The organism is Cytobacillus sp. (assembly GCF_032154635.1).
Taxonomy (GTDB): Bacteria; Bacillota; Bacilli; order Bacillales; family Cytobacillaceae; genus Cytobacillus.
Window position 1 is genome coordinate 68,242 of the sequence record NZ_JALDXW010000018.1, and the last position, 22,717, is coordinate 90,958.

Sequence of the window (22,717 nt, forward strand, 5' to 3'; positions counted from 1 at the left end):
CATTTTTCTCATCCATTCGATAAAGGAGGCCAATCATGAGAAAGGCACGCTCCTTAAAAAAAGAACTCATTTATTCCTTTTTAATTATTGCCTTTTTTTCCATTGCCATTCTAGGCATTTTTCAAATTTATCAACTATCTTCATTAATTAAAGAGAATCAAAGATACCAAGCACAGACGGCAAAGTATCTCGCAGATTATATTGATAATTATGTATTAGACTATAAAAAGGCAATTCAAACAGAAGCGCTTAATGTGAAACAGCCCTTTTTAAATAATGATATTCCTGGCATTCAAAAACAATTGAAGGACATAAAAACAAATTATCCTGGTTTCGTCAATATGTACGTTGGCGATAGCAAAGGGCAATCGATTGTTTTTTATCCTGAATCCTATACAGACGGGGCAAAAAGAAAGAATCATAATTTCAGTGATCGCTATTATTATAAAGAATTATTGAAGACAAAGGATACAGTCATTTCCCCCGTTTACCACGGCAGAGGCGGTACAGACATCTTATTAGTCGCCATTGTTTCCCCCATTCTAAATGATGAAGGTGAACTAGTTGGCTATGTACTTGGGGCTTTAGATTTAAATGCGTTAGGCGAGCATATAAAGAATCGCACCTTTGGGGATGGTGGCTATGCCGTTGTCATCGATCAAGAGAATAACGTCGTTGTTCACCCAGAAGTTGATACGAGAAGAGAACTAGTGAATCTTAGCGGATCTGCGATTGTTCAATATATTGAGAAACAGCAGAATAAAAATGGCAGCAGTTTTTTTGAAACGGATAAACTGCATAATGATGTATATGTCACATATGAAAAATTAAATAATCTGAATTGGACTGTCTGGGTCAGTAAGCCAACTGAGGCCATTACATCGACCTATAAAAATGCGATTCTGTTAATTATCGTTTTCCTCCTAATTACGGCCATTATTATGGTGATTGTTAGTCTTTTCTTAACGGACCGCTTAGAACGGACAATGAGATATTTATTAAACTATATAAAAGATTATACAAAAGGCATCAAGGGAGAACTAACTGCTAAAAAGGAAATCCAAGGTCCGCAAGAAATGGGAGAGTTATTCTATTATTTCAATCATATGATTGATGAAGTAGAAAAAAACCAAACGGAATTAATGCAACTAAATAAAGAGCTTGAAGCTCGTGTGGAAGAACGGACGACCACATTGAAAAATAAAAACTTAGAGCTTAAGGCGGTAAACAAATTAATTACCTCTGTTTCTTCTAATAAGGATCTGGCTCATTTTATACAGCATTGTTTAAAAGAAATCGAACCTTTTATGGATTATTCCATTCACGTATTTTTTCATGATTTGGCCGTTACAACAAACACGATTCATACGAACCAAAATTTACTGCAGTATCTAAGCAAAAATATTGTTGGCGAGCAACAATATATCGAGCCGATTCTAATTGAAAAAAATAATAAAGGCTTTTTAATTGTTGACCTTATGAGCAAACAAACAATGACAACCAGCCAGCAGGAATTTCTCAGGACCTTTGCCAGCTCACTAGCTGTTATGCTGCAAAATAAATTTTTATTTGAACAAATCCGCAATAAGCATGCTGTGTTAGCTGCAGTACTTGAAAGCATGTCGGAAGGGTTAATGCTAGTTAATAACCAAAAAGAGGTTGAATATGTGAACGAATTCTTTCTTACTGCCGTTAAAATCGAAAAAGAGAAAGAACTAGTCAGCTTTACTGATGTGTACCGGCAGTTTATCAACATATTTGCTGTTGACCCTGAAGATTTGACTGCCTTCTTTGCTAATAAAAAGAAGGAACTAAAATTAGAGTATAAGTGCAGAAAAAAGAAGCCTAAATATTATATTCTTCATAAATTTTCTGTCATGCTCGATGAAGACGAGATTGGCGAGGGCTTATTATTGCGGGATATCACAAAGGAAGAGGAAATTGATACATTAAAAAATAATTTAATCTCGCTGACCTCTCATGAATTTAAAACACCGATTACCAACATTAAGGGCAGTGTCGAGACATTGCTGCGTCCTGAGGTGGAATGGGAGCCAGAATTTCAGCAGGAGCTATTAGAGGGTGTGCATGAAGACATTGAAAGGATTCTTCATTTAGTCAATGATTGGATGGACATCTCGAAGATTGAATCAGGAACAATGTACGTCGAGCGTAATATGGTTCGCGCTAGCTATCTCATTGAAAAATCAATGGAACAAATCCCCCTTGCATTACGTAAGGATGCAAGCTTCCATTTTCATAATAAGCTTGGCGATGATTTTACCTTTTATGCCGATAAAATTCGCGTCCAGCAAGTGCTGGTCAATTTAATGACAAATGCCCTTCGTTATAATGATGCAAGCTTGAAGTTGATTGATATTACACTAGATAGGACAGATCATTTTATTACTATAGCGGTTTCCGATAACGGGATTGGCATCTCAGAAGATCATATTACGAAAATTTTCAATCACTTTTATCAAGTGGATGTAACCGCGACAAGGCGGACAGGCGGGACAGGCCTTGGACTTGCGATATGCGTTGGAATTATGGAAGCACATGAAGGGAAAATCGAAGCCATTAGTGAGCCGGGAAAAGGAAGTACATTTATCTTATATTTTCCTATAACGAGCGGGAGGGATATAGATGAAAAATCAAAAGATTTGTATCGTTGATGATGAACCAAAAATTCTGCGATTCATTTCAGCAAACTTAAAGTCTATCGGATATGAGGTATCGACTGTTAGCTCAGGAGAAGAATTATTTGAGAAATTTGATCTCATTTCCCCTGATTTAATTTTGCTCGATATCATGATGCCAGGACAAGATGGCTTTTATGTATTAGAAAAGCTGCGGAAGTTTTCGAATGTACCTGTTATTATGCTTACTGCTAGAAGTAACGCGAAGGATAAGGTGCAGGGATTAAATGTTGGTGCAGACGATTATTTAACAAAGCCGTTTTCATTAGATGAACTCTTTGCACGAGTGAATGCTGTTTTAAGAAGAACCCAATCCCATTTTGCTGATTCACAAACGGCGGCGACACCAGTTATTCGGACTGGAGTCTTAGCCATTGATCTTGGCAGTAAACGCTGCTGGATCAAGGATGAGGAATTTAAGCTAACACAAACCGAATATTCGGTAATGGAAATTTTGGCTCTCAACCTTGACAAAGTTGTTCAGCACGAAATCTTACTTTCAGAAGTTTGGGGACCGCAATACCGGGATGACATCGAATATTTACGTGTGGGAATTGCACGAATCCGCAGAAAAATAAAGGAGCATCTGCACAATAAAGAGGAATATATTGTCACCTACCCTGGCCTTGGCTACATGCTAAGGAGCGTTCCGCAAGAATAGGGTTTAATAGGCTGACTCAAAATGATTGTTTTTTAACAGCATTTTGGGTCAGCCTCTTTTTTGTGTAAAAGGAAATTGTTATCTAATTAATTGATTATGCAAGATAAATGGCCGGTCTGATTCATTGAGCAAGCCTTTATGTACGAAGTAATAACCAGCGCAGCGAAATGAAGCAGACCGACATTTCCATACTTGATTGTGAACAGATGCTCATGAATATTGTTTGTGTAAAAAGTAACGTGCTGGTCAATGTCATGAACATACTACATTTCACGCAGATACACATGATTGGGTATAAATGACTTTTCACTAGATTTTAATCTTTTTGCAATGTAAACCCTTTCATTTTTATTCGACTGCAATGCTTTTTATCCTATAGTTTGGATGAGGTTGAAATATTATTTTTTACTTAAAATCAACGCAAATAAATCTAATTGGGAGGAAAACAAAATGGCTAAAGTTATGAATCAAGATGAGCCAGTACCTGTATCTAAGGGTGGAATACCGTACTGGGTTAAAATCACAATTGTATTCTTTTTAGGCTGGGTTGCTCTTTATGCAACGCGCGCGATTCTAAACCCGGTTATGGATAATATCCAAGCAGAGTTTAGTTTATCTGCAGCACAATTAGGGTTAATTAGCAGTATCTTCTTCATTGGGTATGCCGGACTAAACGTGCCATCAGGAATACTTGGAGATAAGATTGGTAAGAAAAAAGTCCTTGTTCCTGGAGTTATTCTTTTCGGTATCATGGCTGCCGTAACAGGAATGATGCCATCATTTACCCTTTTCATGATCGCTTGGCTGCTAGTTGGGATTTTTCAAGGATTCTATTACGGTCCTCAATATGGTTTATCATCTGAAGCGATTCCAAAGAAGCATATTACTTTAGGTAGTGCGATTATTAACAGTGGGATGGCATTCGGTCTATCAGCTGGTTACTTCATTTCTAGTTACACAGTCGGTACACTTGGAATGAGCTGGAGAGCTCCCTTCTATGTCATTGCTATCCCAGTAGTGCTTATCGGTTTGGCAATGTGGTGGATCATTAAAGAAAAGCCAAAAACAAATGCAGCAGATTCAACTGCAGAAGCGAAACCAAAACTTAAAATGAAAGAACTTTTTAGCAGAAACTTAGTATTTGCCTATATTACTATTTTCTGTGCAATCTATGCATTCTTCGTAGTTGTTACTTGGATTCCATATTACTTGCAGCATGCAAGAGGAATTGATGGAACAGAGGTTGCTGTTGTTTCTTCATTAGTTCCATGGGCAGCGATCCCAGGGTCCATCCTATTTAGCTGGATTGCTGACAGAATGGGTAAACGCCGTCCAGTATTACTAATCATGCTTCCACTTTCTATTATTGCAATAGTATCAATTGTTGCATTTGATAGTATGTGGGTTCTATATGCGGCTTTAATCGGTTATGGTATTTTCGGTAAAATCAGTACCAACCCTGTGCTTGTCGCAGTTGTAGCAGATAACGCACCAAAACATGCATTGAGTACTGCATTTGGCTTCTATAACTTTATCGGAATGTGCGGATCCATATTGGCTCCATATATTACTGGTTTCCTGACAGATGTCACAGGTACATTAAATGCTGGATTCTATTTCGCAGGTATTCTTCTAGTGATCGGTACGATTTCAGTGTTATTCATTAAAGAGAATAATCGCCCGAACGTAGAAGGTGCAGCAAATTAGAAAAGAAAACATGAGTATCTGCTCATAGGCTAGTATGTAAATATCGACCGCCATCCTTCACTATGCTGGTTATTCCTTGCATCATAAAGGCTTGGTCAGTACACCGGTCGACAATTTACTTTTTCTTCATCAAAAGATCCCGAATCTCATAAGGTTCGGGATCTTTTGAATTATTGTAGTTCCTTTAATTTTGCCTTTGATGGGGTTTTATAGTTCACATAGCCCTTCATGTTGGTAATATAGTGATGATCCCCAAGCCCATATTGTCCGCCGAACTTGTCATCATATTTATATACACGATATTGTTCCCCAGGCTTAAGCACTCTTACAAATGTAAGCTTATCTCCTTCTCGTTTCCAAAGATTAATCGGTTTCACGACTTCAATCTTGCCAATTTGCCCTTTTTTCATTAACAAGCCATCCCAATAAACCTTTTTTGCTGGCTTCTCCTCAGGCTTCGGTTCTGGTTTCCCTTTATCAGAAGGAATGCTTCCTGTTTTCACCCACTCAGCAATATCAGAAAGGAATGACTGTGGGACATTTCCTGGTGTCATATATTCCGTCATCCAGTTTGGTTCACCAGGATAATCAACGAGTGTGTGGAACATATTTGGATATAATTTATAATCCACATTGTCGCGGTCCTTTAAAGCAGATTTCCAGGCATCAAATTCAGCAACAGGAACTTGAAGATCCTTTCCCCCTTGTAAAAGCAAGGTTGGTATATCCTGCTTCTTAGCTAGCTCTGTTGGGACATAGTCGCGCAAATCAAACCACCAATAACCAGGTTGTAATAGAAAATCAGCCGGAATATTTTCCTTTGTATTTTTCGGATTCTTCAATATGCCAAATTGCTTTTGATAGGTTGATAGTGTCTCTTTTAAAGCATTGATTTGCTCCTTTGGCGCCTGCATTTTTTCAGCAAGCTTCAACTGCTCTTCCATTTGCCAAAGCATCAGATCATGAAATTTTCCAGCAGGTCCAGCAACACCAATAACCCCTTTAATATCTTTCTTCTTATCATTTTCAACAATTAATGGCAGAGCGAACGCACCTTGGCTATGCCCAAGAACAAAGATATTTTTCGAGTCAATCTCAGGCAGTGATTTCAATTTATCGACTGCGAGATTGGCATCAATGACCGTTTCCTCTTGAATGGAGAATGCAGGTTCCATACTCGCCTTTACCGTATGAGCCCTTGTCCGTTTATCATATCGCAATACAGCAATCCCATCATTCGCCAGCCCTACAGCGATATCGTGGAAAGGCTTGAAAACGTTCATCGTTTCATCCATATCATTCGGACCTGAACCATGGACAAGGACAACAACCGGGTGTGGCCCTTTTCCTTTCGGGACTGTCAGTACCCCAGGTAAGGCATATTTCCCTTCTCCGATGACTACTTGTTTTTCTGTATAGTTTTCAGGGTGATTATAAGATGGATTTAGGAAGCTTTCAGGAGCCGAAATGACATCAAACAAGAAATCATCTACTTTCCCTTCACTATTAAACTTTATTACTTGTTTATAAGCCCCATGTTCTGCTTTTGCAATAAATGTTACCTTCGTATGTACCCCATCATTCTTTACGTCTTCTAATGAAGTTTCCTTCACTTTACCGTATGGGGACGACAGTTGTGTCCATAATCCAGAGAAAATCTCTTTCGATACAGCAGATTGAAGATTCTGACTTAATTGGCTATAAGCTGCGTCCCAATTATTTACTTTGACAAACTCCAGAAATTCCTTTGCACGATTTTCATAATTGATTTCATTTTTTACTTCTTGTGCGGATACTTGATGTTCAGAGATGGTTAAACTCCCCGCGGCTCCCGTAAGTCCGAGTGAGCCCGCTAGCATAAGCATGCTAATTGATTTCATTGCCTTTTTGGCCATTTTTCCATTCCCCCCTATTTTTATTCTTCTTATTTAATACGATTAAGGATAGGAAATGGTTCATTTTAAAATAAAAAACTATCAGGAGCATCTTTTCACAATCCAGTATGTAAATGTCCGTCTGCTTCATTTCGCTGCGCTGGTTATTACTACGTACATAAAGGCTTGCTCAATGAATCAGACCGACCATTTATTACATAAATGAAGTGCATGAGCATCCGCTTACAGCCAAATGTGTAAATGTCCGTCTGCTTTCGAGCATAAAGGCATTGCTCAATTCATCTGGATGTCAATTTATTTTTTTACATAAAAAAGGTGGGGGCACCCAGTCCCCCCACTAAAGATTTAAACCACGCTTAATGATAAATGTGATTGGCTTTTGATCTGTATCGATGACTTTTACTCTTTCAGCCTTTGTTTTCAAACAATCTAGTACGCGATTCCTAATATATTGATTGTTTTGTATGACACCGCCTTGAAGGATTAGCTGAAATTCATCCATTGCGATGCCTGCTTTTTCTATGGTGGTTTCTAGTAATAGTGATAGTTCTGCTGCAGCATCTTCTAATATGCGTTTACTAACTTGATCACCCAATTTAAAAGCTTCTTCCACTAAAGTGGTGAGTGCACCTACATCGTCAACGCAATAGGATGGACTATATACCCAATTATAAAGATCCTCTACCTTTTGAAAGCCAAACTTCTGTAATAGTAGCTTTGACAGAATTGTCTCTTTTTCTCTTCCATCATTCATCTTCAAGACGGATCGAATCGCTTCTTTCCCGATCCAATATCCGCTCCCCTCATCCCCGACTCGATAGCCCCATCCTCCCGTTCGGAAAAAGTTTCCGCGGCCGTCATGGGCAAACACAATCGACCCAGTGCCAGAGATCAAAAGAGCACCCGCCTTATTATGAGTAGCACCTAATAAAGCGGACAAGCAATCATTCTCAACTAACAGCATACCAGTGGCTAACCCAAGCTGCTTTATCGTTTCTTCTACAATCTCTCTTACTGCTAATTCATCATTTGTCGTATCGATTCCGGCGAGCGCAAACACCGTTTTCTCAAATCGGACGGGACCGCCATTCAGTGCAGCAGCGTCTGCTAATGCTCCCTGGATGGATGTAATAAGCGCCTTTATAGCCATTTCTTTCCCAATCACCTGATAATTAGAAGCACCTGCCTTGCCCTCTCCGAGAATCGAACCTGTACTATCTGTTATTACAGCTAGTGTCTTCGTTCCCCCTCCATCGACAGCAAGAAGATGAAAAAACTGATCATTCATCGACTATATTCCATTCTTTAATAATCGTTGTTACATTTTCTTTCGATAATCGCAATTGGTTCTGCTTTTCAAGCAGCCAGTTCGACCATTCTGTCTGTTCAGTCAAGCGGACTTTAATCGTTTTTTCTAATCGGATTGGGCTTGGACCTCCTTGCAATGTACGAATTCGAACAAAATATTCCGGGCTTAGGCATTCTGCTAATTCTTCTTTCGTCAAAGCAGAAGGTTTCCCAACAATTAATTTGGATTGAGCATTTAAAAGATCAAGCGTAAGAGCTTCAAGAGATTTATTTCCGTTTTTCATTAATTCCTTTACTGTAGCACTTACTACATGGTGTGCCTGGCGAAAGGACAGCCCATCCACTCTCACCATCGTATCAGCCAGTTCTGTTACATTCGCAAAGCTCTCTTTTGCCCGTTTTAGAAGATTTTCCTTATCCACTTCCATCGTTAATAAAACAGAAGATAAAAGTTCATAGACGCCGCCTAGCGTCTCCATAGACTTCCAAATATATGGCTGCATATCATCTTCCGTATCGACAATATCCCCAAATGGCGTATTATGCAGCATAAGAAGAACGGTTTGGCAATCGCCAGCAACACTGGATAAAAGGGCCCGCATATGTTCAATTGAAACAGGGTTTCTTTTTTGAGGCATAATGGAACTAATTTGTACGTAAGGCGCCGAAAGAATAAAGGCTCCAAATTCTTGTGTTCCCCATAACAAGAAATCCTGAATCGACCTTCCCAAATTCAAGGCTGAAAGCTGAACGGCTGTAGCCACTTCCGCTATATAGTCAGCTCCGGCAACGGCATCCCACGCATTATCAATCATTTCATCAAACCCCAATAGCTCTTTCACACGCTCCCGGTTGACAGCAAATCCTGAAGTAGTTAGCGCAGCAGCACCCATACTGCTTCGGTTCACGGTCTCATAAGCTGCCCGCAGCCGCTTAATATCCCGAGTCAGCATATCTGTCATCGCATTAAAATAATGAGCGAGTGTTGTAGGCTGCGCTTGCTGCGTATGAGTGTATCCAATCATTATCGTTTGTTTATGTTCATCGGAAAGTTCAATTAAAGCTTCTCGAAGCGTAAGAGCTTTCTCCAATAAGGTCAAAATCTTTTTCCTTAGCGTCATTCGATAAATGGCAATTCCCATGTCATTGCGGCTCCTCGCAATATGCAAATTACCTGCAATATCACCAGCATCTTCAATTAAGTCATGTTCTACCTGAAAAAACAAATCCTCAAATTGGGGATTATACTTTCCGGTCTTTATTTCTTCTGTATTTAAGTTGGAAACAGCTTTCGCAATCTTTTTGGCTTCTTCTTTCTCCACTAATCCCTCTTCGACAAGCATAATTAAGTGGGCAAAATGAATATCCACCATTGAATCGATAAAGTGTTGCTTTGCCTCGTTGTAAGCGGGCTCTAATACCATTGAAGTATAGGTTTTTGAAGGAAAATGAGTACCCTCTCTATCAATCATTCGTTCTCGAAGCGATGCTTTCACTGCAAACAGCCCTTTCCTGCAAATTTATTGATTTAGCCAGTTTCTTATTAGTTCATTCATATTGATTGTTGCTTTATCTACAATTTTCTTCCCTGCTTCAAGGGATGTTTGTTGAATAAGGCCTGTATAGCCATCCCACGATTTTGGCGTTCCTTCTACAAGAATATAGGGAAAGCTGGAGAGAGGGGGAGCACCTGCAAATTCTTCATCCTCTTCCCTTACCATTACTAGGTCTGGACGGAAGGCTTTTACAGCAGACATTTCATAGGGTCCCCCATGCCCCCGCCCGCTTGTATGTTTAAAACCGATTTCCTCAGCCGCATCCACCTCAACCATTTGCCACCAATTAATCAGCAGAAAGCTTGCATCCGTATGGATGCCTGTTACATACTCCGCAACGGTTCTGGAAACCCCCATATTCCCATCATGAGCATTTAGAAGAAGAATTTTTTTAATCCCCTGATGGATAATTCCTAATGTAAGATCCATTAAATACTCTTGAAAGATTCCCGGTCTAATCGAGATTGTTCCCGCATATTTAGAGGTTTTCCCAGGGCATGCTGTAAAAGGAATAGTGGGGAGGGTGATTCCTCCCAAGTTCGGATCAATTTTCTCCGCGAAACCATCCGCCAGAAAAATATCGGTTCCTAAAGGAGAATGGGGACCATGATATTCGAAACTGCCGAGCGGAATAACAGCAAACGCTGCATTTTTTAACAATTCGAGATCTCTGCCATGAATTTCACTCGCCTTCAATGATAAAACCTCCTCCTAAATAACAGCTCCTGCCTTCCCATTTGTTAATTTCTGTGAAATAAACAAAACAAATATAATTAACAAAATTTGCAGCACGCCATATGCACAGGCTGTTCCAAATTGGAACGCATACATTTTTTGAAAAATAGCAACAGATAGCGGCATCGTAGAGGTGCTATAAATTAATATAGATGCAACAAATTCACCAAGTCCTTGAACCATTGCCAGCAAGGTTCCTGCTAATATACCTGAAAAAGCCATTGGCACAACGACTCTTCTAAACGTATACCACCAGTTCGCTCCTAAGCTTCTAGCTGCTTCCTCCACTGACTGATCCATCTGCATAAGCGCTGCCGAGGTCGAGCGGAAAATGAGCGGCAAATGCCGAACAAAATAAGCGAGCGGCAAAATCCAGAATGTACCGATTAATACTTGGTTAAAGCTAAATACAGATGGCTCACTGAAAGCAGCAATTAAATTAACGGCAACAACTGTTCCGGGAAGGGCCCATGGAATCATAATTAAGATATCGAGCAGAGCCTTTCCTTTAAACCTCGTTCGGATCATGGCATAGGCTGCAGCAACCCCGAAAAGAATATTTCCAATGGTAGCAACAAAACTCATTTGCAAGCTGTTCCATATTGGACGCCACGTTCGTTCATCGGTAAACAACGCAATGTAATGATCGAATGTGTAAGCTGGCGGAATAATTTGAATCGTCCACTCCCCATCCACTGAAAAAGAGATGAGTACGAGTACAAGAATCGGCAGCATGAGAATAATGACCCCGATAAAAGATAGAAACATAGAAAGGTATTTCATAAAAGGGGTACGCAGTTCTGTCCGATGGACACTGATCCCTTTACTTTGATTCTGAAAGTTACGCCTTCCTTGGTACCATCTCATCAAAATTAGGAACGAGATGGAGACAATCGAGAGAATAGTCGATTGAGTAGCCGCCATGTCTAGATTTCCGTTTGTCCGAGATAGATAGATTTGCATAGTCATTGTTCTCTCTACCCCAAACATTAATGGGGCCGTGTAGGAAGCCATTGCAATCATAAACACGAGTAATGATGAAGCAACCATGGCTGGTGTTAACATCGGAAGAATAACCTTCATCCAAATACGGATTCTTCCTGATCCTAAACTTGTAGCTGCTTCTTCTAGAGAAGGATCAAGCCCTTTAATGGCTGCAGACGCAGTCAAATAAAAATATGTATACATGGTAAATGTATGAACAACAATGACCCCGGTAATTCCTTTTAATGAGAAGGGAACGGACTCAAGATTAAATAAGGCTTGAAGCGCTCTTGGAATAATTCCGCTTTCTCCGTATAAAAAGGTAAACGATAATACCCCCACTAAAGGAGGCAGTGCCATAGGAACAAGCACGAGAATGGATAGGATTTTCCTCCCCGGAAACTCATACCTTTCGATTAGGAAGGCCATCGTCACACCGACGATCGCACAAGTAATGACACTTATGACCGAAATATAAATACTCGTCCAAAGCGCCTCTAAGTTGGCTGTGCTTTCCAGACTAAAGAAACGTTTGTAGTTTCCAATTCCAGCTCCTTCGGTACCTACCACACTTTGAATAAATGTTTGATAAAAAGGATAGATTACGTAGGCTAAGAGCACTAGGAAAAGAGGGGATATTAATATATAGATGAAATATTTTGATTGTGTAAGTCTTGACCACCAGCTCTCCTGCTGTGGAGCTGCTTGATTCGAATTCATGTTTTCACCTTCTTCTATTCGCTTGAATAAGTTCCATAAAGAAAACTACTCATTTATAAAGTAAACACCCTTTTCTGGTACATAAAGGGAAATGGAATCTCCACGGTTAAGAATTTGATTTCCTTTATTAATAATCATCACTTTTAAAGTCGATGAGCCTACCTTCACAAGATAATTAATACTCACCCCAGTGAATTCAACTAGTTGAATCGTTCCGTGTAATTGGTTTGGACCTTGACCTTCAAAGATAGCCTCTGGCCGAATCGAAAGTTTGACTTTCTTTCCTACTTCTAGTTTTGGCTTATCCGCGGCTGTGTCTAAAACTCCTTCTAATTGCAGGTCATTATCTACCTTCACCTTCACCGCTGTTCCACTTATCTCTGTTACTTCCCCTTCAAGCATGTTCGATTCCCCAATAAACGATGCGACAAAATGATTCGCTGGCTTATTATATATTTCCTGTGGCGAACCGATTTGCTGAACAACGCCTTCTTTCATCACCATAATTCGATCAGACATCGTCATAGCCTCGGTTTGATCATGCGTCACATAAATCGTTGTTACACCCAGTTCAACTTGAAGCCGCTTAATTTCTAACCTTGTTTCTTCACGCAGCTTTGCATCCAGATTTGACAATGGTTCATCCAATAGTAAAATATCCGGCTCAATCACTAAAGCACGAGCTAAAGCCACCCGCTGCTGCTGACCGCCTGAAAGCTCATTAATCTTTCTATTTCCGTATTTATCTAGGTGGACAAGCTTTTGTGCTCTTTCTACTTTTTCTTTGATCACTGATTTCGATAATTTACGAACCTCAAGCCCAAAAGCAATATTTTCAAATACTGTCATATGTGGAAACAGGGCATAGTTTTGAAAGACCATTCCAATATTTCTTTTATTCGGCTGAAGGGTCGTTACATCACGGTCATCAAAAAAGATCCTTCCCTTTGTTGGGTAGTAGAAGCCTGCGATCATTCGAAGTGTCGTTGTTTTCCCGCATCCTGAAGGCCCTAAAAAAGTGAAAAATTCACCCGGCTTTACATCGATTGCTACATGCTCTACGCCTTTAGCTGTTCCAAACATTTTGCTCACATTATCAAGTCGTACACTTTTCATCAAAAACACCTCGCTGGAGATAAAAGGGGGTGAAAAGATTCTTCACCCCTTTTAAAATAGACTATTAATTTTTTCCTTTAATATTTTCATCCCAATGCTGCATCCACTCAGCTTCTTTTTCTGCCATGACTTCCCAGTCTAGATCTAATGATTTCAGCTCAATATCCTTGAACCATTCAGGCATTTGATCCTTATCAATGTCCGTACGCGTAGGTATTTGATACAAGTCCTCCGCTAATGTTGCACGGGTTTCAGGGTCAAAAAGAAACTCATAGAATAGTTTGGCATTCTCTAGATTTTTTGCACCTTTTACAAGACCAACTGCATCTACAAGAATAGGTGCTCCACTCTCTGGATATACAAAATCAAATGGTTGATTATGCTCATTTTTCTGTAAAAGAATATCTTGCAGATTCCATAAGGAAATCGAACCTTCCTGACGAGCAAGCTTCAAGTAAAGATTAGTCGGATCTTGGGCATATTCTTTTGTATTGGCATCAAGCTTCTTTAGCCACTCATAGCCCGCTTCTGGATTATCTGCTCCTTGCTCGTGAATCATTGCGGAATAAATCGTTCTCATCGTTCCTGAAGCCAGTACACCACGGATAATAATCTGATCCTTCCACTTTGGATCAAGCAGGTCATCCCAATCTTGCGGCGCTTCATCTTTCGAAAGCATATCTGAGTTGATCATGATTACTTCTGGTAAAAGCATCTCCCCATACCAGCGGCCTTCTTTGTCTTTATGCTCTGGTAAAATACTTTCATCAAAGCTTGGCTTAAATGGCTCTAATAAATCTTCCGCAGCACCTGTCATAAAGGCAGATTGTGTACCGCCCCACCAAAAATCAGCTTGAGGGTTCGATTTCTCTCCACGAATACGTTCAAGAACCTGCTGCGCTCCCATTGTAAGGACATCGACTTGAATATCAGGGTACTTTTCATTAAACATCCCCACAACCTGATCAACAACCGTTTGATCACGGGCCGTATAGATGACTAATTTTCCACTGTTTTCTGCCGCTTTTTCCCCGCTAGAATTGTTTTCTTTTTCTCCACTGCTTTCCTTGCCCCCACTTGTAGAATTACTACATGCGGACATGAAAAGCATGAGTGCCACAATTAAAAAAACAAATAAACGATTCTTTCTAAACATGATGAACCCCCTTAAAATAAATGATATTTATCCTAAAAGCAGGCTTACATTTTTATTCTCTGTTCTTCGTATATGTAGCCACATAAACCCGCTTTAGAACCAAGTAATTAAAAGCCTATTTGCCCTTCCCTAGTTTAAAACGCTTTCATATTCTCGCAAAAACAGGGAAACAGCTCCTAATACTTCAGCATTTTCCCCTAGCTGCGAGGTATGTAACTCTACTGAACTAGGAAGATATTGATACACAATTTCTCGTAATCTAGGTAAAATATAATCTCCGGATTTAAAGACACCGCCTCCCAAAATAATGACTTCAGGATTTAGCAAACTAGCAGCATTAATGATTCCATAAGCTAAATGTTCAATCGCATCATCCACAACCATTCGGGCCGCCTCATCCCCTTCTTTTGCTAATGAAAAGGCTATTTCACCTGTCAGCTCTAAATGATTGGCTTCCTCAAACTTTGGATGATCTTGCTTTTGCTTAATTAGCTTAGTTAATCTTTCACCAATGGCTTTCCCTCCAGCAACGCTTTCCAGGTATCCATACCGATGGAATATTGGTTTAAACTCATTTTTCATATCATTTTTATCAGTAACCATATACCCCATTTCGCCTGCGGCACATGAAGACCCGCGATATAGCTGATTATGGATAATAATTCCGCTGCCGATGCCTGTTCCAACAGCAATAAAAAGGATATTCTCTTTTGATTTCGCATTCCCTAGCCATTGCTCGCCTAAAGCTGCTACATTGACATCGTTATCTACAAATACCGGGAACGAAAAATAGCGCTTGGCTTCAATAATAAACGGGTAACGTACCCAGTTGATGCTCGGTGCTTCAACAACCACGCCATTGGTTGGTTCAGTAATACCAGGTATCCCTACACCCATTCCCAAAATTTTATTTGAATCAAGCTGGTACATCTGAATCATCCCGTTTATTTCTTTATGAATTTGTTTCAGTAATCCCGTTTGTAAATACTGATTTGTTTTGAAGCTGCTTGAACAGATAATATTTCCGATCAGATCACATATGACCGTTTTTACTTTTGTTCCGCCAATATCTGTTCCAATCACATAGCCCGCCTTTTCATTAAAGCAAAGCTGAATTGGTCTCCTTCCACCTTGTGAAGACGCCATCCCAATTCCTTTTTCCAATACCCAATTCTCCTGAACCAATTCATCAACTAACAAGGAAACAGTCGGCTTGCTTATTTGGATCTTGGAGGCAATCTCCGCACGTGAAATAGGCTGATTTGCTTTAATACATTGAAGAACTACCTTTTTGTTTGTTGTTTTCAATGGGGTGATATTTCTTTTACTACTCATGACATCACGGCCTTAATCGTTATGGTTAGTAAGTTTTATTAATTAACTAAAATATACATTAGTGGGTAATTATTTACAACAAATTTTTTTAATTTTATAAATAAATATATTTTAGCACTAGATGTTCTATGTTTTATACGTAGGAAGAAAATACTATTTTAATATTCTGAATATATAGATATTTACAAAGCCACTTTGTTACATGTACTATTAATGAAGATTCTCCATACAGTTAGTTAACCCAATTTACTAACTTGCGTGATGGATGATGAAAAGAGAAAGGAGGATATTTTCCTACTACGTTTTCTATCTAAATATGAAAGGGGTTTCAAAATTGAAAAAGTCTTTTAGCTGGCTACTTTCTTTTCTGTTAATTGTTTCTTTATGGCCGATTGCCGGGCAAGCAACTGAAACACAAGAACCTGATGTAGAACTCTGGAATGCAGTCAAGCCTCTTGGAACTACTGTCACGTTTGTCAACACGGGCGCACATCCGGATGACGAAAGAAGCGACTTTCTCGCGTATTTATCGAGAGGACTTGGTGTCAAAACTTCAAGTTTAATTGCTAACCGCGGGGAAGGCGGGCAAAATGAAATCGGAAGTGAACTAGACAACGGGCTCGGAATTATTCGTTCGCGGGAAATGATCGAGGCAGCTAAGATTACTGGGGTTAAGGCTTACCATCTTAGCGAAACCACTTCAGACCCTATTTATGATTTCGGTTTTTCCAAAACACCTGAGGAAACACTAGAAAACTGGGGACAGGATCTTACCTACGAGCGACTCATTCGCTTCATTCGAACCTACCAGCCTGATATTGTCATGCCATCGTTTAGAAATGTAGACACACAGCATGGGCATCATCGCGCAATGGAAATTTTAAGCAAAAAGGCATTTAACGATGCAGCAAACCCTGCTATTTTTCCAGAACAGCTAAAAGAGGGCTTATCCGTCTGGCAGGTAAAAAAGCTATACTTACCTGCTGAATCAAAGGAAACGGCGACAACCTCTATCGAAATTGGCATGTATGATCCGATTTATAAAATGACTTACCCTCAACTGGGAGAAGAATCCCGCTATATGCATAAAAGCCAAGGCATGGGCAGTGATATCCCTGCTGGGCCAAGGCAAATTCACCTGGAATTAGTAGAAAGTGCTGTTGTTACGAAGGGGAGCAGCGATCTGTTTGCAGGGATTCCTTACAACTTTAAAGAGTGGGCACAACAACTTCCAAAGCAAGAAAAAGACCTGCAAGTACACTTTACAAAACTTCAAGAATCACTAGACTCCATCATCTCTGCTTATCCAAACAATGAGCAAGTATTTGAAAAAACACAAAAAGCTCTGAAAGACGTTCGACAGCTCCAAGCGAAAACAGAAAAAGCAAAGCTTGATCCACAAGTCCAATCTGACCTGCTTCATAAGCTTTCGTTAAAAGAAGAGCAATTACAAACAGCAAGCATGGAAGCATCAGAATTATCTGTTGAAACAAGCCCAGAAGCAAACATTCTTACAAAAGGACAAAAAACAACTGTCAAGGTAAGCATTCAAAATAACGGGAATAAGAAAATAAAGAAGATATCAGCTGAATTAGTTGTACCGAAAAATTGGAAGGTTTCCAAAACAGATTCACCTAAAGACTTAGACCCTGGGAAAAAAGTTGAACTACGTTATGAAGTACAGGTACCTAAAGATGCGGAATACTATCATGCATACCTTGATTCAGTCATCCGCACGAAAGTTCAATTTGAATTGAATGGTACACAAACGAGTCAAATCAATGAACTAAAAGAAACCATTGCCGTCTTGCCTGATGTCGGCATCACGTTAGCTCCTGAAGACATAGTTGTAAATTCAGCAGATATTCAGGAAGAAATTCCAGTCAAAGTTAAAATCAAAAACTACTTTGATGGGAAAAACACGTCCTCTGTTTCACTAATCGTACCAGAGGGATGGAAGGTTTCCCCTAGTAAAGAAGAGGTCTCCTTTACTGCTCAGTTAGAGGAAAAAGAGGTTGCCTTCAAACTGACCCCTCCTTCTGATATTCAAGATGGCAGCTTTGCCATTCGTGCTGAAGCGACTGCAAACGGGCAAACATTTGATTCAACCGTTCAGGAAATCAGCTATGATCACATCGGAACATTTTATTATATGTATCCCGCACAAGTAAATGGTGTGGCGTTCGAACTGTTAAAGAATGATCAACTGAAAATTGGATATATTGATAGCGGCTTCGATAAGGTAGCAGACTACCTTGTCAATACAGGGTTCAATATTACGAAGCTTACGGAAGCGGATTTAGCAACAGGCGATCTTAGTCAATACGATACAATCGTGACTGGAATTCGTGCATACCTTTCAAGAGAAGACCTCGTCAAAAACAATGATCGTCTCCATAAATATGTCGAAAATGGCGGTCACTTAGTCGTACAATACCATAAACCAAATGATGGATGGGATGCTGAGAAGACTGCTCCTTACCCATTAACCATCGGAAACCCATCTATTAAGTGGCGAGTGACAGACGAAAATGCAAAGGTCACTGTTTTGAATCCAGAATCCTCTTTATTTACCTATCCAAACAAAATTACTGATCGTGATTGGGAGAACTGGGTACAAGAAAGAGGATTATATTACCCAATGAAATGGGACAGCAGCTACGAAACATTCGTCCGCATGGGCGATCCAAATGAAGAACCTTTCGATGGCGGCATCCTGATGGCCAAACACGGAAAAGGGACTTACCTTTATACCAACCTCGTGTTCTATCGGCAAATTCAAGGCCAAGTACCTGGCGGCTACCGCATATTCACAAACCTAATCAGCTACGGATCCAATCAGTAATCCGGGACATGGTTCGTGGCGGTGGGACAGAGGGACAGGTTCCTTGTCCCGCTTTCAAAGTAAAGTGACCTGCTCTATTGACTTATAAAAATGTACCAGCAGAGATAAATTAATGAAAAGGAAAGTTCTAAAGAGAATTCTTTAAGAGCTTTCCTTTTTTTATTTCATCAGTGTTCCTTAACCAAATACATCTCTGTTCTTCCTGCTGCAGCATCTTATCCCCGTTAGCCTCAAAAGAATGGCATCAAGCATCGGATTCATTTATGTTAAAATAAAAAGCATATCATTGCAGGGGGACGTTCAAATTTGATTGAAACTTTATTAATAAATTTTCTTTTCTTGCTTATTCCCGTTTTAGCCTATCTTATTTTTTTTGAAAATAGGAACTTTTATTATAGTAAATTCATACTCATTATTCTTGCATCCATTTCGATGCTGCTTTGTATGACCTTCCCTATCTATTTAAATAGCGGATTTATTTTTGATTTACGATTGGTTCCTTTCATCCTTGCCATTCTTTATGGCGGATACAAACATGCTTTTTTTATCTATATAGTTCTCAATGTCTATCGTTTCTATATCGGCGGGGATGGCATCTACCAATCCCTTCTTTTTTCAACCTTAGTTTTTGTCTTAGTATCCTTAGGCAGCCGAAAATTTGGCAAACTATTGCCTAGGCATCGAATTTATTTTGCAGCTACCGTTTCATTTGCTATCATCATTCTCTATCTGACAACTCTAAGTTTCCAAACATCATTGAACAAGGAGTTTTGGAATTTAGCCGTCCACGCGCTAATGGCCCAAGTAACCATGATGGTTGTTCTTGTGAGCCTGTTAGAGAAAATCATTGCAAACATGAAAGCACGCGAAGCCTTTTTGCAATCAGAAAGATACCATCTGATCAGTGAATTATCAGCAAGTGTTGCACATGAAATAAGAAATCCACTTACAGTAACAAGCGGTTTTCTGCAGCTGTTAAATAAATCAGAATCGATTTCACCAAAGGAAAAAACGTATGTTGAGTTTTCATTACAAGAACTGATTCGTGCCGAACAAATTGTGAGTGATTTTCTTGCCTTTTCCAAACCTCAATCGGATAACATGGTGTATTCCGATTTAAAAGAAGAAACAGAATATGTCAAAAACATACTGAGCCCTTATGCTCGCATGCACAATGTCGATATACAACTCACTTTCCATAATTCATTGTCTAAGAAATTCGATAGAAGCCAAATGCAGCAATGCCTAATTAATTTATACAAAAATGGAATTGAGGCAATGAAAGCAAAGGGCGGAGTTCTTTCGATTGAAGTTTTAGAGGATAAAGGTAACATCCTAATTAAAATTAAAGATACAGGGAACGGCATGACCCCTGAGGAGATTTCCAATCTAGGCAAGCCCTACTACTCTACAAAAATAGAAGGCACAGGCCTGGGCATGCTTATGGTTCATAGTATCATCCATAAACTTAAAGCCCAAATCAAGGTCGAAAGTGAAAAAGGAAAAGGCACTACTTTTACGATTACTATTCCTGTTTAAATGCATAAGCATTGAACAATTTCCCTTAAAAAAACTGCGATACACACATAATAACCTGCTTTCTCCTTCATAAGAAAGCAGGTTATTTTTTCTTATTAGAGAGTCATTTGTACTTTTTTCATCCTGAACAGGGAAAACCCCTGTAACAGTAGAATACTTAGAGATAACTTATAAATTCAGATAGATAGGTGAGGGAATTTCCATGGATAAAGTTCTTATTTTAGGGGGCACACAATTTTTTGGCAAAAGGTTAGTTCATACTCTTCTTGAGAATGGAAAAAAAGTAACGATTGCCACTAGAGGACAAAAGGCGGATTCTTTTGGGGACAAGGTACAAAGAATCGTCATCGATCGCGAAGACTGCCAATCAATGAAGGATGCTTTCGCAAACAAAACATATGATATAGTTTACGATCAATCCTGCTTCTCCCCCCAAGAAGCACTCGACTCAGCGAACGCATTGCGCGGGAAAGCACAAAGATATATCTTCACTTCATCTCAAGCTGTATATGATTTTGGAATCAATCGGACTGAAGAGGAATTTGATCCCTATCATTTCTCATTCAACTACAAAAAAAGACAGGAATACGGTGGTTACATAGGCTATCAGGAAGCAAAAAGAGCGGCGGAATCAGTCTTGTTTACACAAACAGACTTTGAGGTTGTAGCCGTCCGTTTTCCTATTGTTATCGGACCGGATGACTATACAAAGAGACTAAAATTCCATGTAGAGAAGGTGAGAAAGAATGAACCTATTGGAATGACGAATCCTGAAGCGAGATACAGTTTTATTCATTCTGGGGAAGCGGCTGAATTTTTATATGAAATGGGGGCATCTTCTTTCACAGGCTCAATTAACCCAGGTTGTGAAGAGGATATTTCATTACTCAAATTAATAGAAAAAATAGAGAAACAAACGGGAAGGAAAGCAATCATTACAAACGTATTGACAAAAGAAAACACCTCCCCATATTCCCTGCCTGGCTCTTGGTCGATAAATACGAATAAAGTGAAGCAGCTAGGATTTACATTCTCTCGTTTAGATTCTGTGTTGAAGGAGTTAATCGAGTAGAGGGACAAAAACTTGTCCCTCATTGATAAATAGGTTTCATTGATTCATATAACTTCATATATGTTTTATATTGATCCTTGTATATTTCATTATTTCTTTTATTAGGCAAATATAGCTTTGACTCAGAAGAAATAATATATTGATCAACAAATTCTTTATAATCCTCAGCCCATCCTAAGTATTGAAATGTGGTTGCTGCTATGCCAATGGACGGTAAATATTCACTGTTCGCCGGTACTCTTACTGTTTTATTCGTGATGTCCGCTAAGAGCTGGCACCATGATGAACTCCTCGCACCGCCCCCAATAAGGGTAATGCTGCCAATGTTTTTTCGCATCAACATTTCCATAATTTGAAAAAGAGAGAAGCAGATGCCTTCTAAAACAGCTCTGGCAAAATCAGCTTTCTTTGTTTTAGGGCCAATGCCCCAAAATGCCCCCTTTGCTTCACTATCTTGCACAGGGCATCTCTCTCCATGAACATACGGTAAAAATAATAAATGATTGGAGCCGGGAGGTGATTTTTGAACCTCATCTTCAAAATCAGCATAATTGCCTGAATGACTAAACGTCTCCACTGCCCAACGGTGTACATTTCCTACATTTAATAATGGGGCGATGGATATATTCAATTCTTGGATGATATGTGCGAGGGTAAATATTCCATGGTCCTTAGGCGAATGATCCTTCGATGGAACAGCAATCCAGCCTGTTGTGCCTAAATACATATAGCAATCTCCCTCAGAAATGGCACCTGCACCAAGCGTGCTCGCTCCAGCATCTCCTGCTCCACAGAGCACAGGTGTATGCCGGCAAAACCCCGTTTCATTTGCACCAAATGCTGAAACCTGACCAACCTCTTGTTCTGAAGAAGTAAGCTCAGGCAAAATGAATTGTTCAATGCCTAAGCTGCTTAAAAGCTGCGTTTCCCATTTTCTTGATTGAATATTCATAAAACCAGATGTTGCTGCCGTTGTATAATCCGTTACAATGGAGCCAGTTAATTTATAGATAATATAATCTTTTGCACTAAACACGACATGTATATTTTTTTCATAACTTTGGAAACGATTCTTTTTCAACCAAAGCAATTTAGATATAGGGGAAGACGCACGGATAACATTCCCTGTCACTTCATATAAATCTGGAAGCTTCTTATTAATATCCTCCGCCTCAATATTTGCTCGATTATCTGAATAAAGAATGGCACTTGTTGTATTCTCGCCTTCTTGAATTAAGATAACATCTTCCATTTGACCGCTAAACGTAATCGCCTTAATGGAATGCGGGGAAACCCCATGTACAGAAAACCACTTATGTGTGATCGCCAGAACACCTTCCCACCATTCCTCGGGATTCTGTTCTTTCTCGTTATTATCACCTATGCGTG

At 39.6% G+C, this 22,717-nt stretch carries 15 protein-coding genes; 6 read left to right on the forward strand and 9 right to left on the reverse strand.

The window, feature by feature from the left end; all coding sequences use genetic code 11:
- Positions 1–35 precede the first annotated feature (35 nt).
- The 3 genes from RUH74_RS14020 (at position 36) to RUH74_RS14030 (ending at position 5,067) form a co-directional block, all read left to right on the forward strand.
- Complete coding sequence (locus RUH74_RS14020; protein WP_313800980.1) at positions 36–2,675, forward strand: ATP-binding protein; 2,640 nt, start codon at positions 36–38, stop codon at positions 2,673–2,675.
- Entirely contained in the window at positions 2,647–3,360 is a 714-nt protein-coding gene (locus tag RUH74_RS14025; RefSeq protein WP_313800982.1) for a response regulator transcription factor, read from the forward strand. The genes RUH74_RS14020 and RUH74_RS14025 overlap by 29 nt, the downstream gene beginning before the upstream one ends.
- Positions 3,361–3,810: 450 nt before the next feature.
- Complete coding sequence (locus RUH74_RS14030) at positions 3,811–5,067, forward strand: MFS transporter (RefSeq protein ID WP_313800984.1); 1,257 nt, start codon at positions 3,811–3,813, stop codon at positions 5,065–5,067.
- Positions 5,068–5,237: 170 nt separating this feature from the next.
- On the opposite strand, the gene RUH74_RS14035 is transcribed toward RUH74_RS14030, so the two are convergent.
- The 8 genes from RUH74_RS14035 to RUH74_RS14070 form a co-directional block, all read right to left on the reverse strand.
- A complete protein-coding gene (locus tag RUH74_RS14035) occupies positions 5,238–6,962 on the reverse strand; it encodes an alpha/beta hydrolase (RefSeq protein WP_313800986.1) in 1,725 nt (574 codons plus the stop codon).
- A 337-nt stretch (positions 6,963–7,299) separates the two neighbouring features.
- On the reverse strand, positions 7,300–8,250 hold the full coding sequence (locus RUH74_RS14040; RefSeq protein ID WP_313800988.1) for an N-acetylglucosamine kinase: 951 nt from the start codon (positions 8,248–8,250) through the stop codon (positions 7,300–7,302).
- Complete coding sequence (argH, locus tag RUH74_RS14045) at positions 8,243–9,766, reverse strand: argininosuccinate lyase (protein WP_313800990.1); 1,524 nt, start codon at positions 9,764–9,766, stop codon at positions 8,243–8,245. Before argH ends, RUH74_RS14040 begins: the two co-directional genes overlap by 8 nt.
- 24 nt (positions 9,767–9,790) lie before the next feature.
- The gene (locus tag RUH74_RS14050; protein WP_313800992.1) at positions 9,791–10,522 is read right to left on the reverse strand and encodes a creatininase family protein; all 732 of its coding nucleotides are present in this window, start codon (positions 10,520–10,522) and stop codon (positions 9,791–9,793) included.
- Positions 10,523–10,537: 15 nt separating this feature from the next.
- Positions 10,538–12,265, reverse strand: coding sequence for an ABC transporter permease (locus RUH74_RS14055; RefSeq protein WP_313800994.1), 1,728 nt, complete (start codon positions 12,263–12,265; stop codon positions 10,538–10,540).
- A 45-nt stretch (positions 12,266–12,310) separates the two neighbouring features.
- Positions 12,311–13,381: an ABC transporter ATP-binding protein gene (locus tag RUH74_RS14060; RefSeq protein ID WP_313800996.1), complete on the reverse strand. Its 1,071-nt coding sequence runs from the start codon at positions 13,379–13,381 to the stop codon at positions 12,311–12,313.
- 64 nt (positions 13,382–13,445) lie between these two features.
- The gene (locus RUH74_RS14065; RefSeq protein WP_313800998.1) at positions 13,446–14,537 is read right to left on the reverse strand and encodes an extracellular solute-binding protein; all 1,092 of its coding nucleotides are present in this window, start codon (positions 14,535–14,537) and stop codon (positions 13,446–13,448) included.
- 129 nt (positions 14,538–14,666) lie between these two features.
- Positions 14,667–15,872 carry an ROK family transcriptional regulator gene (locus RUH74_RS14070; RefSeq protein WP_313801000.1) on the reverse strand — a complete coding sequence of 402 codons (1,206 nt, stop codon included), beginning with the start codon at positions 15,870–15,872 and terminating at the stop codon, positions 14,667–14,669.
- Between the two features lie 334 nt (positions 15,873–16,206).
- Between RUH74_RS14070 and RUH74_RS14075 the strand changes: the two genes are divergently transcribed.
- The 3 genes from RUH74_RS14075 to RUH74_RS14085 all read left to right on the forward strand — a co-directional run bounded on the left by RUH74_RS14075 (position 16,207) and on the right by RUH74_RS14085 (position 21,328).
- Positions 16,207–18,717, forward strand: coding sequence for an NEW3 domain-containing protein (locus RUH74_RS14075; RefSeq protein WP_313801002.1), 2,511 nt, complete (start codon positions 16,207–16,209; stop codon positions 18,715–18,717).
- 306 nt (positions 18,718–19,023) lie between these two features.
- Positions 19,024–20,256 carry an ATP-binding protein gene (locus RUH74_RS14080; protein WP_313801004.1) on the forward strand — a complete coding sequence of 411 codons (1,233 nt, stop codon included), beginning with the start codon at positions 19,024–19,026 and terminating at the stop codon, positions 20,254–20,256.
- Between the two features lie 202 nt (positions 20,257–20,458).
- Positions 20,459–21,328 (forward strand): NAD-dependent epimerase/dehydratase family protein, encoded by an 870-nt coding sequence (locus tag RUH74_RS14085; protein WP_313801006.1) that lies wholly within the window; start codon positions 20,459–20,461, stop codon positions 21,326–21,328.
- A gap of 19 nt (positions 21,329–21,347) precedes the next feature.
- Here the strand turns inward: RUH74_RS14085 and RUH74_RS14090 are convergent.
- On the reverse strand, positions 21,348–22,717 hold a 1,370-nt coding region (locus RUH74_RS14090), incomplete at its 5' end, for a xylulokinase (protein WP_313801008.1).